At 51.3% G+C, this 14,548-nt stretch carries 12 protein-coding genes; 10 read left to right on the forward strand and 2 right to left on the reverse strand.

All coding sequences use genetic code 11. The features are described from left to right. Positions 1-48 precede the first annotated feature (48 nt). Together G482_RS17445 and G482_RS0105660 are read right to left on the reverse strand one after the other, a co-directional pair. Positions 49-1,662 carry a methyl-accepting chemotaxis protein gene (locus G482_RS17445; protein ID WP_051258760.1) on the reverse strand — a complete coding sequence of 538 codons (1,614 nt, stop codon included), beginning with the start codon at positions 1,660-1,662 and terminating at the stop codon, positions 49-51. Positions 1,663-2,006: 344 nt separating this feature from the next. Next, positions 2,007-2,846 carry a PhzF family phenazine biosynthesis protein gene (locus G482_RS0105660; RefSeq protein ID WP_028449228.1) on the reverse strand — a complete coding sequence of 280 codons (840 nt, stop codon included), beginning with the start codon at positions 2,844-2,846 and terminating at the stop codon, positions 2,007-2,009. Between the two features lie 106 nt (positions 2,847-2,952). Here G482_RS0105660 and ppc point away from each other — a divergent pair, with 106 nt between their 5' ends. From ppc to G482_RS0105705, 10 genes are all read left to right on the forward strand, one after another. Continuing rightward, positions 2,953-5,709 carry a phosphoenolpyruvate carboxylase gene (ppc, locus tag G482_RS0105665; RefSeq protein ID WP_034619003.1) on the forward strand — a complete coding sequence of 919 codons (2,757 nt, stop codon included), beginning with the start codon at positions 2,953-2,955 and terminating at the stop codon, positions 5,707-5,709. 31 nt (positions 5,710-5,740) lie between these two features. After that, positions 5,741-6,223, forward strand: coding sequence for a hypothetical protein (locus G482_RS0105670; protein WP_156905353.1), 483 nt, complete (start codon positions 5,741-5,743; stop codon positions 6,221-6,223). 113 nt (positions 6,224-6,336) lie between these two features. Beyond that, positions 6,337-7,350 carry a UDP-N-acetylmuramate dehydrogenase gene (murB, locus tag G482_RS0105675; protein ID WP_034619004.1) on the forward strand — a complete coding sequence of 338 codons (1,014 nt, stop codon included), beginning with the start codon at positions 6,337-6,339 and terminating at the stop codon, positions 7,348-7,350. Between the two features lie 142 nt (positions 7,351-7,492). Beyond that, positions 7,493-8,692, forward strand: a complete 1,200-nt coding sequence (locus G482_RS0105680; protein WP_156905354.1) for a porin family protein — start codon at positions 7,493-7,495, stop codon at positions 8,690-8,692. A gap of 72 nt (positions 8,693-8,764) precedes the next feature. Continuing rightward, on the forward strand, positions 8,765-9,136 hold the full coding sequence (locus G482_RS17450; RefSeq protein ID WP_034619005.1) for a PEP-CTERM sorting domain-containing protein: 372 nt from the start codon (positions 8,765-8,767) through the stop codon (positions 9,134-9,136). 3 nt (positions 9,137-9,139) lie between these two features. Continuing rightward, positions 9,140-10,618 (forward strand): undecaprenyl-phosphate glucose phosphotransferase, encoded by a 1,479-nt coding sequence (locus G482_RS0105685; RefSeq protein ID WP_276324777.1) that lies wholly within the window; start codon positions 9,140-9,142, stop codon positions 10,616-10,618. A 14-nt stretch (positions 10,619-10,632) separates the two neighbouring features. Beyond that, complete coding sequence (locus tag G482_RS0105690; protein ID WP_028449234.1) at positions 10,633-11,523, forward strand: EpsD family peptidyl-prolyl cis-trans isomerase; 891 nt, start codon at positions 10,633-10,635, stop codon at positions 11,521-11,523. Further along, positions 11,523-12,320 (forward strand): SLBB domain-containing protein, encoded by a 798-nt coding sequence (locus G482_RS0105695; protein ID WP_034619007.1) that lies wholly within the window; start codon positions 11,523-11,525, stop codon positions 12,318-12,320. Before G482_RS0105690 ends, G482_RS0105695 begins: the two co-directional genes overlap by 1 nt. A gap of 12 nt (positions 12,321-12,332) precedes the next feature. Further along, positions 12,333-13,715, forward strand: coding sequence for a chain length determinant protein EpsF (gene epsF, locus G482_RS17455; RefSeq protein WP_084414468.1), 1,383 nt, complete (start codon positions 12,333-12,335; stop codon positions 13,713-13,715). Further along, the gene (locus G482_RS0105705; protein ID WP_028449236.1) at positions 13,712-14,548 is read left to right on the forward strand and encodes a cyclic di-GMP-binding domain-containing protein, MshE-related; all 837 of its coding nucleotides are present in this window, start codon (positions 13,712-13,714) and stop codon (positions 14,546-14,548) included. The genes epsF and G482_RS0105705 overlap by 4 nt, the downstream gene beginning before the upstream one ends.

The following is a 14,548-nucleotide window of genomic DNA, read 5'->3' on the forward strand; positions in this document are numbered from 1 at the left end:
ATAAAAACGGGCCTCACGGCCCGTTTTTATTTGCTTCGCCTTCTCGCGCTACACTTTATAGCGTCCGATCGCTGCATCCAGCTCATCGCTTAACTGCCTCAGGCGGCTGCCTTCGTTGGCGGTATTGTTGGCCACCGAGCTGCTTTCTTCCGACATTTGCGCCACGCGCTCAACTTGTTGCGCCATCATCGCACTGGCCGAGCTTTGCTCGCGCATCGAGGCGGTAATTTCGCTCACCTGCGCCACCACGGCATCGGCATTATGGCGAATACGCTGGATCGCATCGCTAGCCGCATGTGCGCCTTGTACGCCGTCATCCACTTGTTGCACCGAGCGCTGCATGGTGGCGACGGTGTTGTTGGCTTCCTGCTGAATGGCGCTGACGGTGCCGATAATTTCCTGCGTCGAGTTGCCGGTGCGCTCGGCCAGTTTACGCACTTCATCGGCTACCACCGCAAAGCCACGGCCTTGCTCACCAGCGCGGGCGGCTTCAATCGCGGCATTGAGCGCCAGCAGATTGGTTTGATCGGCAATTTCTTTAATTACATTCACCACCGCATTGATGCTGCCAGTGCGATCTTTCAGCGATTCGATTTGCGCCGCGGCCACGCGCACTTGCTCGGCAATGGCATTGATATTGTGAATGGTGGTTTCGATCACCTCGCCGCCAGTGGCCGCCATTTGGCCGGCTTCGCGGGCGGTGCTGTCACACTCGCCAGCCCGATCGGCCACATGCGTGATGCTGACCGTGACTTCTTCTACCCCGGCCGCCATGCTGGAAGCTGATTGGCTCACTTGCTGCGAGGTTTCCGAAAGCTCTCGGCTGGCGTTTGAGAGCGAGCTGGCCGTGCTGGTGACATCGCGGCCAATGCGGTTGAGTTGTTGCAGGCTTTGTTGCAGCGAATTGAGCAGGCCATTGAGGGCCTGTAGCGATTCGCCGATTTCATCCTGCGTAGTGACGGTTACGCGTTGGGTGAAATCGTAATCGCTACCCAAACGCACCACAAATTCACGCATCCGCTGCAGCGGAGTAATGATACTGCGGCCGATGAAAAAGCCCAGCGCGACCACCAGCCCGATAATGATCACACTGATGGTGATCGAAGCCGAAATGGCCGTGAGCACGTCTTGTTTAAGCTCTTCGCCCGCTTTTTTGGCGAGGGCTTCGTTATAACTGCTAACGGCCTCGAAAGAGTCAAACACCTGCTTGGCCTGGGGTGAAACCTTGCTGCGTACGAATTCCCTCGCTTCTTCGGGCTGATCCGCGCTAGATAGGCGCAAGGCTTCTTTGGCTAATGGGTGCCAGGCCTCAAGCCCCTGTTTGAGCCGGGCAAAATTCTGCCGATCCTGTTCTTCGCTGATAAAGCGCTCGTAGTCCTTCAGGTGGCTATCCATCTTGGCTTTTTCAGCGTCAAACTCACGCTCAATGGCCTGCATTTTGGCCTGATCTTTTTCAATAATGTGGCTCAGGGTTTCGCGCCGCAGGATGGCAAATTCCAGTTCAGCATGCTGAATCGCCGTGATAGAAGGCACGATTTCATCGGTGACATCGAGCGCGTTGGTTTTTACTGCGGCAAATTTGCTGTAGTTAACGGCGGTGAGGGTGATCAACCCGAGCGCGGCGAGTAAAACCAGGGCAATCAGTTTGTGAGTGATTTTCATGGCACGTTATCCAGTCGTGGCGAAGATACGCTGTTTCTTAGAATAGTAAGGATTGCGGGGCGAACAAGCTAAAAACCCTATTTGTAGCAGTGGCTTATGCAATCAGTGTGTTTAATGTAATCAAAGTGCAGAGCAATGCTGCGCCTCAGGGGGGCTGCTGAGCAAGAGTGCACACAGTTTTAATGATTTGCCAGAGGGTATAGGCTGGATAGGCTTGTTGATATTAGTGTTACAGCCAATACCCATGAGCGTATTTGCAACGCCAGCGCGATTGATTGCTTGCAACGGGTAGCGGGCGCACCGACCAGTGGCGGTGCGCCAGATTGAAAAAACCACACCACGACTTACAAATTCACCACGCCCTGACCGAGTAATTGCACTTTCCCGCTGAGGGTAAGTTGGGCCTGGCTATCAATCTGTAAGTGCAGATGGCTGAGCCGGCTGAACAACCGCTGGATGGTATGGCCTTGTTCCAGCTTGAGTTGCTGCGGCGGGCGCTGGCCGGTGGCCAGCAAGTAGCTGCCGATATTCAGTGCTGCCGAGCCGGCGCCAAAATCTTCATACACGCTAAAGTGGTCGGCCATAAAGCAGCGCATGGTGATCAAATCATGTTCGCGATGCCAGATCACTGCCTGCGCCACCGGCTCGCCATGGTCGGCGTATTCGGCCAGCAAGGCCGGATGCGGCCGCGCCTGTAATACGGTTTGGCGGGAGCGCACCGGGATCAGCAGTTGCTCTAGCCCGGTATAGATTAGCTGCAGCGGCGGCAGGATTTCGTGGCTTTCAATCCCTAGCGCATGCGCCAGCTGCACCTGGCCATGATTTGGCGCCCGACTGCGTCCGGCCGGCAACCGCAACGCCCAGGCTTCGCCCATCGTCTCCACGGCAAATTCGCCCTGAGTGCAGCGCCAACGCCGTGGCGCCTCTGGGCAATGCGCCTGATAGACAGCTGCCGCCGCCAGATAGCCGCGTGCCGAGAATGGCAGCGCAAATTGCGGGTAATGAAAAGCCAGCTGGGCTGGCTGGCGACCGGCAAACACGACTTCGCTGCCATTAAAGGTATAGGCCAGCTGTTGGCGCTGACTTTCCAGCGGTAAATCATCGCTAAGCACCACCACGCAGGGCTCGCCAGACGGTGTTTTTTCGCTGAATACACTAGTCAGAAAGAAAGGGAATTGGGGCATGTTCTTATCGGTGCAAGTTTCTGTGTCAAATCAGCGGCAGAGATCGGGTTTCTTTGCTAAAATGTACGGGATTTTTCTGTCTTGAATTCGCCGAAATTGGATTGCCATGTCTGTGCTCGAACCTATTGCTGAAAAGGATTTGCCGCTCAAGCGGGATTTGGATCTGCTTGCTGCCTTGTTGTCTGACACCATTCGCGAACAGGCCGGTGCGGCCACTGCTGAGCAGATCGAGTCGATTCGAGAACTGGCTATTCGTTACGTACAGGGCCACGACCCTGATGCGGGCAAAGCGCTGGCCCGCTCGCTCTCGACGCTGGATATGCCAGCGACGATGGCCTTGGTGCGCGCATTTAGCTATTTTTCGCATCTGTCCAATATAGCAGAGGATTTGCACCACAATCGTCGCCGCCGGGCGCACAAAGTGGCGGGCTCCAACCCGCAACGCGGCAGCATTGCCGCGGTGCTGGATACCCTGCGCGAGCGTGGCGTGAAGCCGTTTGAGATTCTCAGCCTGCTGAACGACACGCTGATCGCCCCAGTCATGACCGCGCACCCGACCGAGGTGAAACGCAAGACCATTCTGGAATGCCACCGCGCGCTGGGCGATTTGCTCACGCAACGTGATCGCAAGCAAATGACGCCGGATGAGCTGGAAGCCAACCAAGAAGCACTAGAACGCGTGATGATCACGCTATGGCAAACCCGCGAAATCCGTACGGTGAAGCTCACCGTGCAAGACGAGATCGAGAATGGTGCGACGCATTTCCGCAATACTTTCCTGCACGAAATCCCACGTCTGTATCAAGACATGGAAGATCGCCTGTCAGCATTGACCAATGAACAAGTAACGCTGCCAAACTTTATTCAGGTGGGCAGCTGGATCGGCGGCGACCGCGACGGTAATCCGTTTGTGACCGCCGATGTCATGCGCTATGCCGTATCGCGCCAAGCTGGCGTAGCGCTGGATTATTACTACCAGCAATGTTTGAAGCTCGAAAGCGAGCTATCGATGTCAACGCGCCTGGTGCAAATCGACCAAGATTTGTCGGCGCTGGCGGCGCAAGCCACCGACGACATCGCGCGTAAATCGGAAGAGCCTTATCGCTTGGCGGTAACCGCCATTGCTTCGCGTATTTTCGCAACAGCGATCGAAATTGGCACGTTCCATCATCAACTGCATGATGTGGCACGGGCGCAGCCTTATGCCAGTGCGGACGAATTGGCCGCTGATCTGGCCGTGATTGCCCGCTCACTGAAAGCGCATGGCGCTGCCAAGCTGGCCAATGGCCGTCTGCGCCGCCTGCAGCGCGCGGTATCGGTATTTGGCTTCTATCTGGCGCCAATCGATATGCGCCAGTTTGCCGGCATGCATGAAAAAATGATCAGCGAGTTGTTTAACCGCGCGGGTCTGGAAGAATATCTGGCGCTGGATGAGCAAAGCCGCCGCGTAGTGCTGCTGCGCGAGCTGGCCAGCCCACGTCCGCTGATCTGTCCGCATGATGTGGCCTATAGCCCGGATGTGCAGCAAGAGTTGGATATCTTAAAAGCTGCGGCGGAAATTCAGGCGCGCTATGGCGAGGCGGTGCTGCCGAACTATATTATTTCCAACTGTGCGTCGGTTTCCGACATGCTGGAAGTGGCTGTATTGCTGAACGATGTGGGCTTGGTGTCACTGGCCCCAACCGTACGCAGCAAAGTCAATATCATTCCATTGTTTGAAACCACCGGTGACCTGCGCGCCAGCGGCGAAATCATGACCGAGCTGTTTGCGATCCCGCAATGGCGTCAGTTGCTGACCTGTCGCGGTGATGTGCAGGAAGTGATGCTGGGTTATTCGGATTCGAATAAAGACGGCGGCTACCTGACTTCGAACTGGGAGCTGTACAAAGCCGAATTGACGCTGGTGGATGTATTTAAAGAAGCCGGTATCAAACTGCGCCTGTTCCACGGCCGTGGTGGTACGGTTGGTCGCGGTGGCGGCCCAGCTTATGATGCGATCTTGGCGCAGCCAGCCGGTTCGGTAAATGGCCAGATCCGGATTACCGAACAAGGTGAAGTGATCACCGCCAAGTACGCTGACCGTGAAGTGGGTCGCCGTAACCTGGAAATCTTGGTGGCCGCTACGCTGGACGCGAGCTTCCCGGGCGAGCAAACCATCGATCCAACCGCGCGCCGCAGTTTGATGGAGCGCCTGTCGAATTCGGCTTACCGCTTCTACCGCGATCTGGTCTATGCAACGCCAGACTTCATCACTTACTTCCTCGAAGCAACGCCGATCAAGGAAATTCCGAATCTGAACATTGGTTCACGCCCATCGGCGCGGAAAAACACCAATAGCATTTCAGATCTGCGCGCGATTCCGTGGGTATTCTCATGGTCGCAATGCCGTTTGATGTTGCCGGGCTGGTATGGTTTTGGCCATGCTATCAGCGAATATCTGGCTGAATCTGGCGACGAAGGCCTGAAAAACCTGCAAGAGCTGTATGCGACGTGGCCGTTCTTCCAGACTACGATTTCCAATATGGAAATGGTATTAGCCAAATCGGATATCGCCATTGCGGCGCGCTATTCTGAGCTGGTGCAAGATCAGGACGTGGCCAAGCGCATCTTCGGTCGGATTAAAGATGAATGGCAACGCGCGGTGAGCGCTGTGCTGGCAATCACCGGCCATGAAGAATTACTGGGTGACAACCCGATGCTGGCCCGTAGCCTGAATAACCGCCTGCCGTATCTGGATCCGCTTAATCACCTGCAAGTAGAATTGCTCAAACGCATTCGCGCCGGCGACGACAGCGAAGAACTGCGCCACGCGGTGCATTTGACCATCAACGGGGTAGCGGCTGGCCTGCGTAATAGCGGCTAAGCACTCGCGCTGCAGCAAAAAAGGAGCCACCATGGCCAGGATGAAATCACCGATTTTATTCGCCGCCCTGGTGGCTTTATGCTTTCTGGTGTCGCCAGCGGCGCAAGCCTTGCCGAGCCATTTTGGCGACAAGGTGGAAAACGCGCTGGCCTGCCGCAGCGAATGGTCCACGGCATTCTGGCGGACCTATTTTCGCCAGCATCTGAATGCCCCCATTCGGATCTGGGGCGAGGCCGAATGGTTTGGTGGGCAGCAGGCCACCATGGCGGGCAATCAGGTCGAAGAGTTTTTTGTGAACGTCCCTGAGTCGGGCGCTTTAATGGTGGGCGCGCTCATCAATAAACCGCTGGAGCAGGTGAAAAAAAACGTCGAAGAGAAAATGGGCTTTGCCTTTGTGGAGTTACCCGGGCCGTATCCACGCTGGCTGTCCAAGTTTGGTAGCGTGCTGGTGGCCAGCGGGCCAGAGCAAACCAAGTGGTATTGTGCCCGTTGGCACCTGGGCAATCGCCCCTGATGGGTATTGCCAGCTAAGCCTTAATTGAATTAGGCCCTGAACCATTACCTGGTCAGGGTATTTTTATTTGAGCTTCTTTAAGCTATTTGCTGTGCGCCGCACTGAGGTATGTGATGCAAATTATTGCCGATTATCCGCTCGATAAACTCAATACGTTCGGATTGCGTTCGCGCGCCGAGCAATTTGTAGCGATTGATTCGCTAGCTACATTACAGGCGTGTATTGCGAGCCCGGAACTACGTGCTTTACATTGGCATGTATTAGGCGGCGGCTCCAATCTGGTGCTACCTGAAGTCGTGCCAGGCTTGGTGCTAAAAATGGCGCTCATGGGGCGCAGCCTGCACGCGGAAGACGCCGATGCCTGGTATGTCAGCGGCGCGGGCGGTGAAAACTGGCACGAATTTGTGCAATGGACGCTGGCCATGGGTTGGGCCGGGTTGGAAAACCTGTCGCTGATTCCTGGCACCGTCGGAGCCGCTCCAGTGCAAAACATTGGCGCCTATGGCGTGGAAGTGAAAGATGTATTGCATAGCCTGACTGCGGTCCACCTAGAAACCGGTGAAGTGCGTGAGTTTAGCCGCGCGGAGTGCCAGTTTGCCTATCGGGATAGTTTTTTTAAGCAGGCCGCCGGCCGAGCGTGGTGCATTGTGGCGGTGACGTTCCGGCTACCGAAAGTGGCGCAGCTGAAAACCAGTTATGGCGATATCGAGCAAGAGTTAGCGCGGCAGCAATTGTCCGTTTCCGCCGCGAATATCGCTGCGGCGGTGATCGCGGTGCGCCAGCGCAAATTGCCCGATCCAGCCGTAATCGGTAATGCGGGCAGTTACTTCAAAAACCCGATCGTACCGACTGAGCAAGCGCAGGCGCTAAAGCAGCAATGGCCGGCACTGGTCTCATTTGCGGTGGATGATAAACACAACAAGCTTGCGGCAGGCTGGCTGATTGATCAGGCTGGCTGGAAAGGTAAACAGCTCGGCCCAGTTGGGATGTATGCCCAGCAAGCGCTGGTGATGGTGAACCACGGCGGGGCGAGTCAGCAAGATGTAAAAAAGTTAGAGTTTAATATTCAGGCAGCAATTGCCGCGCAATATGGCGTAAAACTTGAGGCCGAGCCAATTTTTTGGTGAGTGAGAGCTATATCACCATCTGCGAATATGCTGTTTTTGTGTTGTATCAGCAAATTAACATTAATGATGTTAAAATCCGCCGTCATAAAGGCCGAGTAAGGCTAGTAAGCTTGGCGATGAATACAAGAAAGCCAAGATTGAAATGGATTCAATAGCGGGATGGGTGATGGCGCGAAAGAAGTTGGCAGTGGTCTTAGGGTGTGCAATTGGGTTAGCGCATGGCGCATATGATGCAGACGATACGCTCAAACTCAATGCCGAAGTGGGCTATGGCTACGATGACAATGTATTTCGCTTAAGCGAACAAGGCAGTAATAGCATTACCCGCAAGCATGGCCAGCAGGGTGATAGCAAACTAGATGTGGCGCTCGGCGGCCGCATTGATGTGCCGGTATCTCGGCAAAATTTCAGTGCCAGCGCGCGGGTTAATCGCCAGCAATACATGGATTTTAGCGAGCTGAATTACACCGGCTGGCAAGCAGATCTTGGCTGGGCTTGGCAGGCGGGCAGTTTGTTGTCGGGGCAATTGAATGCTGGCACTAGCCGCAGCATGAGTAGCTTTGAAGATACGCGTGATGGCCGTATTGATATGGTACGTCAGAGCAATGTGCAATGGCAGGGCGCTTATTTAATATTGAGCAACTGGGCCTTGGTCGCTGATGTGGGCTATAGCAAACAAACCCATGACGTTCGCACTTTGGAAGACGCCAAAAACCTGACATATGGTCTTGGCATGCGCTATCGCACTGAATATGGTTCAAGCCTGACAGTGCGCCAGCAGTGGCAAGATTACGATTATTTACGCAATTTAGCTTTCATTCCTGCTGATCGTCGCGGGTATGAAGAACGGCTAACCCAGCTGGTATTGCAATGGCCGTACAGTGAAAAGCTGAACATCAGCGCGACTGGCGGGGTGAGTAGCTGGAAATCAAAGTTAACTGGTGAGCGTTCTTCTAGCACACCGCAAGGCAACCTTGACCTCACGTGGCAGGCAACAGGTAAAACAAAGTTGCGGGTAGGTTATGGCCAGAACTTTGATCAGTTCTCTAGTGGGGCAGGGCGCGATTTGCAGCGCAGCAGTTACTTAGGCTCCACTTGGGCTATGTCCGAAAAATGGCTTTGGGATCTGGAGCTGCGACTACGTGATCGAAAAACTGAAACGGTTTCTGGTGCCTTAGTCAGGGATGAAGAATATCGGTCAGTCAAAGGTAGCGTTGTGTTTAAGCCTCTTAGAAACTGGTCGGTTAGGTCATATTTTCAAATTGAAGATCGAAATGATCGACGCGGTTCAGCAGATTATGACTCGCTACAAGCGGGGCTGAGTTCGAAATACGATTTCTAAGCAAGTGACGATACCCATATACAAAAAAAAGAGGTGGTGCGAATGTGGCGAGTAGCAGTAGTTGGAGTATTGATGTCGGCATATACAAACGCAGAATCGATACAACCCGTAACGGCGCTAGATGCGCCTGCGGTCTTTGTAAGCGCAGGTGAACAGGACAACGGTTATTTAGCAATTGACCAAGTAGATACCAACGTAACATTGAATTTGAATGGTTCGAGTTTCGGTGCGATTGCTGCGAGAGCTAATATCATTGATGCCATTAGTGGCCCAAATCTCAATGGTGTGTCAGTCACGACGACATCGGGCGCAAAATCGCCTACCGGGGGGCAGGTAAGTCCACCAGAAAAACCGATTACCCCGCCTGTACCCGAGCCAGCGGCAGTCGCCTTGTTGTCAATAGGTTTGTTAGTGCTTTTAAGTCAGAAGAAACATAAGGAGTAATCAGTGCATCAGGACGTGGCAGAACATTTGAATCGTGAAGAAACCCTAAACCAAGTTCGGTTTAGCGGGCGACCTAGCCTGCTTGGCGATCGCTTTCGCGAGTTTTCAAATGCGGCGCCCATGGTTAGCTTTTTCAAGCTGTTTCTGGATCCCGTCTTGGTCGTGGTGACATTGTTTGCACTGGCTATCCCGTTTGAAGTGGCTACGGATGGGCATGAAATCATCCTAGGAGCGTTAGCTTTTCTGCTCTCGGCTTTGATGCTTGATGGGGTGTTTTTATTCGTACCGGGCTACTCACGCCCCTTATTAGGTTTAGGACGCTTTGCTTTTGAATGGCTAGTGGTGGTGACGGCCTTGGTGCTACTTGGTCGAATCTCTGGGTTTGATCAGTACTTTTATCCTCCTTACATGCTCACGTGGTTTGTGGTTGCGCCTTTGGTGCTGATTGCGGCGCATGGCTTATTTCGCTGGTTTGTCTTGCGCCCAGATCTTGATCGTGCCACCAAGCAACGCGTGGTCGTAATTGGGGCCAATCAGCCAGGCGCGACCTTGGCCCGCAACATGCAATCCCACCCATTCCTTAATAAAGAGTTTGTTGGTTTTTTTGATGATCGTACTGAAGACCGTTTAATTCTAGATCACCCCGAGCAACTCTTGGGGGGACTGAAAGATGTGGCTGAATATGTAAAGGCTAATCATATTCAGCAAATCTATATTTCATTGCCGATGACAGCTCAGCCACGAGTGATGGATTTGCTCGATGAGTTGCGCGATAGCACCGCTTCGGTATATTTCGTACCCGATCTATTTGTCTTTGATTTAATTAATGCCCGTTTTGACAACATTGCCGGTGTGCCAGTAGTGGCAATCTGCGAAAGTCCATTTGTCGGGATGAATGGAGTGGTGAAGCGGATCAGCGATATCGTATTGTCGAGTCTAATCCTTTTAATGATTTGGCCAATATTGCTAGGCGTTGCGATTGCGGTAAAGCTTACCTCCAAAGGGCCTGTTTTCTTCAAGCAGAAGCGGTATGGTGAAGATGGTCAAAGTGTGCTGGTGTATAAATTCCGTTCGATGAATGTCATGGAAAACGGCGATAAAGTGGTGCAGGCTACCCGCAATGATAATCGCCTCACTCCCATCGGTGGCTTTATCCGCAAAACCTCACTCGATGAGTTGCCACAATTCATAAATGTGTTGCAAGGACGGATGAGTATTGTGGGTCCGCGTCCGCACGCAAATGCGCACAATGAACAATACCGCAAGTTGATTTCGGGCTACATGATGCGCCACAAAGTTCGGCCTGGTATTACGGGCTGGGCACAGGTGAATGGCTATCGCGGCGAAACCGATACATTAGATAAAATGCAGCGCCGCGTAGAATACGATTTGGATTATCTGCGCAGCTGGTCAGTCTGGCTTGACCTCAAGATTATTTGGAAAACCGCCACCATGATGTTCCGTGACCGGAACGCGTTTTAAAGCAAGGAAACACAATGAACGTAAAACCTCTGGTACTGGCTGTATTAATTGCAACCACCCTCACGGCATGTGGTGAGAAAGACGATAAGAAATCACCAAGTCAGGTCTTGGCCAAGGTCAACGATAGTGAAATCACCGTACATCAGCTCAATTTTGTGCTGGCCCAAGTGCCAAATGCTCAGCCTGAACAAAAGCAGCAGGTGCTCGAGCAACTGGTTGACCAAGAATTGCTAGTGCAAAAAGCGACTGAGTTAAAACTGGATCGCGAACCGAATGTGGTACAAGCAATTGAAAATGCGAAACGGCAGATTTTGGCGCAGTCAGCTGCTGAGCGTGTAATTGGCAAGCCGGGTGAACCAAACAAAACAGCTGTCGACGAGTTCTATGCCAAAAATCCAGCACTTTTTGCCGAACGCAAAAACTATGAATTCACCACTTTTGTCATTGATAAAACGGCTTACAACGACAGCCTCAATGCTGCATTGAATAACGCAACCAGCCCAATGGCGGTAAAAGCGGTCTTAGATGCTGCAGCAATCAAATTTAATACCAATGAGGCGACTCGCACTGCCGAACAGCTACCAATGCCAATGTTAGTCAAATTTGCGCAGATGAATGTGGGTGACATCATTGCCATGTCCGAAGGCGATAAAACAGTCTTGCTACAACTGAAAGCTACTCAAGCTGCACCGGTTAGCGCGGCAGAAGCGGAGCCAATGATTAAGCGTTACTTAGCCAATAACGAAGCCCAAACCCAAGCTGCACAAAAAATGAAAGGCCTGCGTGATGCGGCCAAGATTCAGTATCTGCAAAAATTTGCTTCAGCACCCGCACAGCAATTGCCGAAACAAGAGTCAACAGCCGCTGACGATAGCGTAAAAGCAGGGTTGAAAGGACTTAAATAATGACAGTACGAAAATTAATAATTGCTTTGTTTCTGGCGATTTGGATCGCTCCGATCTCATTCGCAAAGTCTGGTAAAGAGGCATTAGGCGATTATCTGCTAGGGCCCGGCGATGTAGTTAAAATCCAGGTTTATGACCATGAGGATTTAACGACAGAAGCGCAACTGAATAATGATGGCTTACTCACTTTCCCATTGCTGGGAGAAGTAAAACTTGGTGGCCTAGCCTATACAGAAGCTGAAGCGCTGGTGGCAAAGAAACTTGCTGCGGGTGGTTTTATTAAAAAACCAAATGTGAATGTATTGATTACACAGTACAGAAGCCAGCGAGTAGCCGTGCTGGGTGAAATAAATAAACCAGGGCGCTATGCGCTAGATAGTAATACCGATTTAATTGATTTGGTTGCTATTGCTGGTGGAGTGGGGCCATCGGGCGGGGATGTAATCGTTATTCTTCGTGGTGAAGAGCGATATGAATATCGACTCAGCAAACTAACCCAGCTAGCAAACTCGGAAAAACGCAGTATTTCTGTCCAATCCGGGGATACGGTTTATGTTCCACGCGCTGAATTGATATACGTCTTTGGCGAAGTAAATCGACCAGGTTCATTCCGATTGGAGCCAAAAATGACAGTAATGCAAGCATTGGCAACAGCGGGTGGATATAATCAGCGGGCTTCTAGCAAAGGAATTTTGATCCATCGAGTAATCGATGGTGAGGTTAAAGAAATTCCAGCTAAGCCTATTGATTTATTGCAGGCTGGCGATACAGTTTATATTAAAGAAAGCTTTTTCTAATTGGGGCAATGAATGTTAAGTGTGAGAACGCTGCTTCGGGTTTTTGTGGGCCGCATAAAGCTTTTTACTTTGATCGTGCTCTCAGTTCTGGTTGCCGGTTTTGCGATTGCTTTGATCCAATCGAAACAGTACACCGCAACAGCACAAGTGTCCATTGATGTAAAGGCAAATGATCCTATTACAGGTATGCCTGTTTCTGGTTTGTTGGCGCCTAGCTATTTGTTTACACAAGCGGATATTATTTATAGTCAGAATACAGCACTCAAAGTTGTTGATAAAATTGGCATCACAACTTTACCTGAGGCAATCGCACAGTATGAGGAAGCCAAAGTCGGAAGTGCTACAATTCGCGATTGGTATGCAGAGCTTTTTTTAAAGAGTCTAGAAGTCGTGCCTAGTCGGCAAAGCAATGTGATCAGTTTAAGCTATACAGCAACAGATCCAGTATTTGCCGCGCAAGTCGCAAATCAATTCATGAAGGCATATATCGACATGAATATTGAAATGCGGACTCAAGCTGCGCAAAGCACCTCTGAATTCTTTCAACAGCAATTGAAAGTGCTAAAAAAACGGGTTGAAGATGCGCAGGCTGAGCTTTCCAAATATCAGCAAGAAACAGGAATTGTTGCATCAGACGAACGGCTGGATGTTGAAACGCAGCGTTTAAATGAACTGAGTAGTAGTTTAGTGCAAGCGCAATCACATACATATGATGCGAAATCCCGCGCGCAAGCTGGTACGAACGCCCCTGATGTGCTTAACAATCCGCTCATCCAGCAATTAAAAGCTCAGTTATCACAAAAGTCAGCCAAATTGCACGAGGTCGAGGAAAAGTTAGGGCCAAACCATCCGCAGTACCAACAAGCCCAGGCCGATTATTTAGAAACAAAAAATCAACTCAATCAGTTGCAGGCGCAGTACTCGCAGGGGCTCGGTGCTACAGCTAATAATTCAGCCGCAACTCAAGCATCGCTGAAAGCCGCTCTGCAGGAACAACGTGAAAGAATTTTTGCTTTGAAGAAGGATCGTGCACAGTTATCAGTGCTACAGCAAAATTTAGATAACGCACAGAAAACGTATGATGCAGCACTATCACGGCAAGCACAGTCAACGCTAGAAGGTGCCATGAGTGGTCAGACGAATATTTTCCCATTGAAATATGCCTCTCCACCAAAAAGCCATTCGGCGCCCGTTCTGCGCAATTATGCTGCGGTGGCGTTGCTACTCGGTCTAGTACTGGCCAGTTTAATTGTCTTGGTTGTGGAATATTTCAATCGACGCGTACGCAGTGCAGATGACTTGTCTGATTTTTTGGGTGTTCCATTGTTGGTAACAATGCCATCTTTGGATCAAAGAAAAAGCGTGCTCACTAAGTTGAAGGGGCGTGGTAAATGACTATCGTGAGTAATTCAAGCAATATCGGAAAATTATTGCTTGATAAAAAAATTATTACGCTGGCCCAGGCTGAAGCTGTAATGCAATTTCAGCGCGAGCATAATTTGCGTTTTGGCGAGGCTGCAATTCAGTTAGGCTATCTAACAGAACAAGATGTGCAGCAGGCCTTGGCTAGTCAATATAATTATGCGGTTTTGCAAAAAGGCAAATCAAAACTAAGCGAGAACCTAGTTCAGGCATATCAGCCGAGTAGTGAATTTGCAGAGTCTGTGCGTACACTGCGTAGCCAACTCATGCTCCGCTGGTTAAGTGAAGGCAAAAAGAATATTGCGATCGTTGGCTTGAGCGAATCTGCCACAACGCTGGTGGCCAATCTAGCGATTGCCTTTGCTCAATCAAATGAAAAAACATTACTCGTCGATGCTAATTTGCGTGAGCCTAGATTGCATCAGCTAATGGGCATGCAAAATAAGGTCGGCTTAGTCGAAGTATTGGCCAGTCGGGCTGACCTAGCGACTGCCGTGCAAGTGGTGGAAGGGGTTCCTAGTTTATATATCCTGAGTGCAGGAGCTGTACTGCCGAATGCACAAGAAATTATTGCATCTCGGTTTACCAGTGAATTCATGAATCAACTGGAGGGGGGCTATGATGCTGTGCTTTATGATTTAGCACCCGCAGCTCTGTTTGATGATGCTTATTTGATTGCAGCCAAAGTACGCGGTGTTGTCATCGCCGTTGAGCGTGACCGTGCATTCACCGCACAAGTACTTGAATGCATCGAGCGATGCAAAGCGATCGATGTAGAAGTCGTGGGCACTGTTCTAATCGAGTAA

Source organism: Chitinibacter tainanensis DSM 15459, assembly GCF_000429785.1.
Lineage (GTDB): Bacteria > Pseudomonadota > Gammaproteobacteria > Burkholderiales > Chitinibacteraceae > Chitinibacter > Chitinibacter tainanensis.

Excerpts from the sequence above, each read along its gene's own strand:
- G482_RS17445 (WP_051258760.1), bottom strand. The coding sequence starts at position 1,662 with ATGAAAATCACTCACAAACTGATTGCCCTGGTTTTACTCGCCGCGCTC.
- G482_RS0105660 (WP_028449228.1), bottom strand. The coding sequence starts at position 2,846 with ATGCCCCAATTCCCTTTCTTTCTGACTAGTGTATTCAGCGAAAAAACA.
- ppc (WP_034619003.1), top strand. The coding sequence starts at position 2,953 with ATGTCTGTGCTCGAACCTATTGCTGAAAAGGATTTGCCGCTCAAGCGG.
- G482_RS0105670 (WP_156905353.1), top strand. The coding sequence starts at position 5,741 with ATGGCCAGGATGAAATCACCGATTTTATTCGCCGCCCTGGTGGCTTTA.
- murB (WP_034619004.1), top strand. The coding sequence starts at position 6,337 with ATGCAAATTATTGCCGATTATCCGCTCGATAAACTCAATACGTTCGGA.
- G482_RS0105680 (WP_156905354.1), top strand. The coding sequence starts at position 7,493 with ATGGATTCAATAGCGGGATGGGTGATGGCGCGAAAGAAGTTGGCAGTG.
- G482_RS17450 (WP_034619005.1), top strand. The coding sequence starts at position 8,765 with ATGTCGGCATATACAAACGCAGAATCGATACAACCCGTAACGGCGCTA.
- G482_RS0105690 (WP_028449234.1), top strand. The coding sequence starts at position 10,633 with ATGAACGTAAAACCTCTGGTACTGGCTGTATTAATTGCAACCACCCTC.
- G482_RS0105695 (WP_034619007.1), top strand. The coding sequence starts at position 11,523 with ATGACAGTACGAAAATTAATAATTGCTTTGTTTCTGGCGATTTGGATC.
- epsF (WP_084414468.1), top strand. The coding sequence starts at position 12,333 with ATGTTAAGTGTGAGAACGCTGCTTCGGGTTTTTGTGGGCCGCATAAAG.
- G482_RS0105705 (WP_028449236.1), top strand. The coding sequence starts at position 13,712 with ATGACTATCGTGAGTAATTCAAGCAATATCGGAAAATTATTGCTTGAT.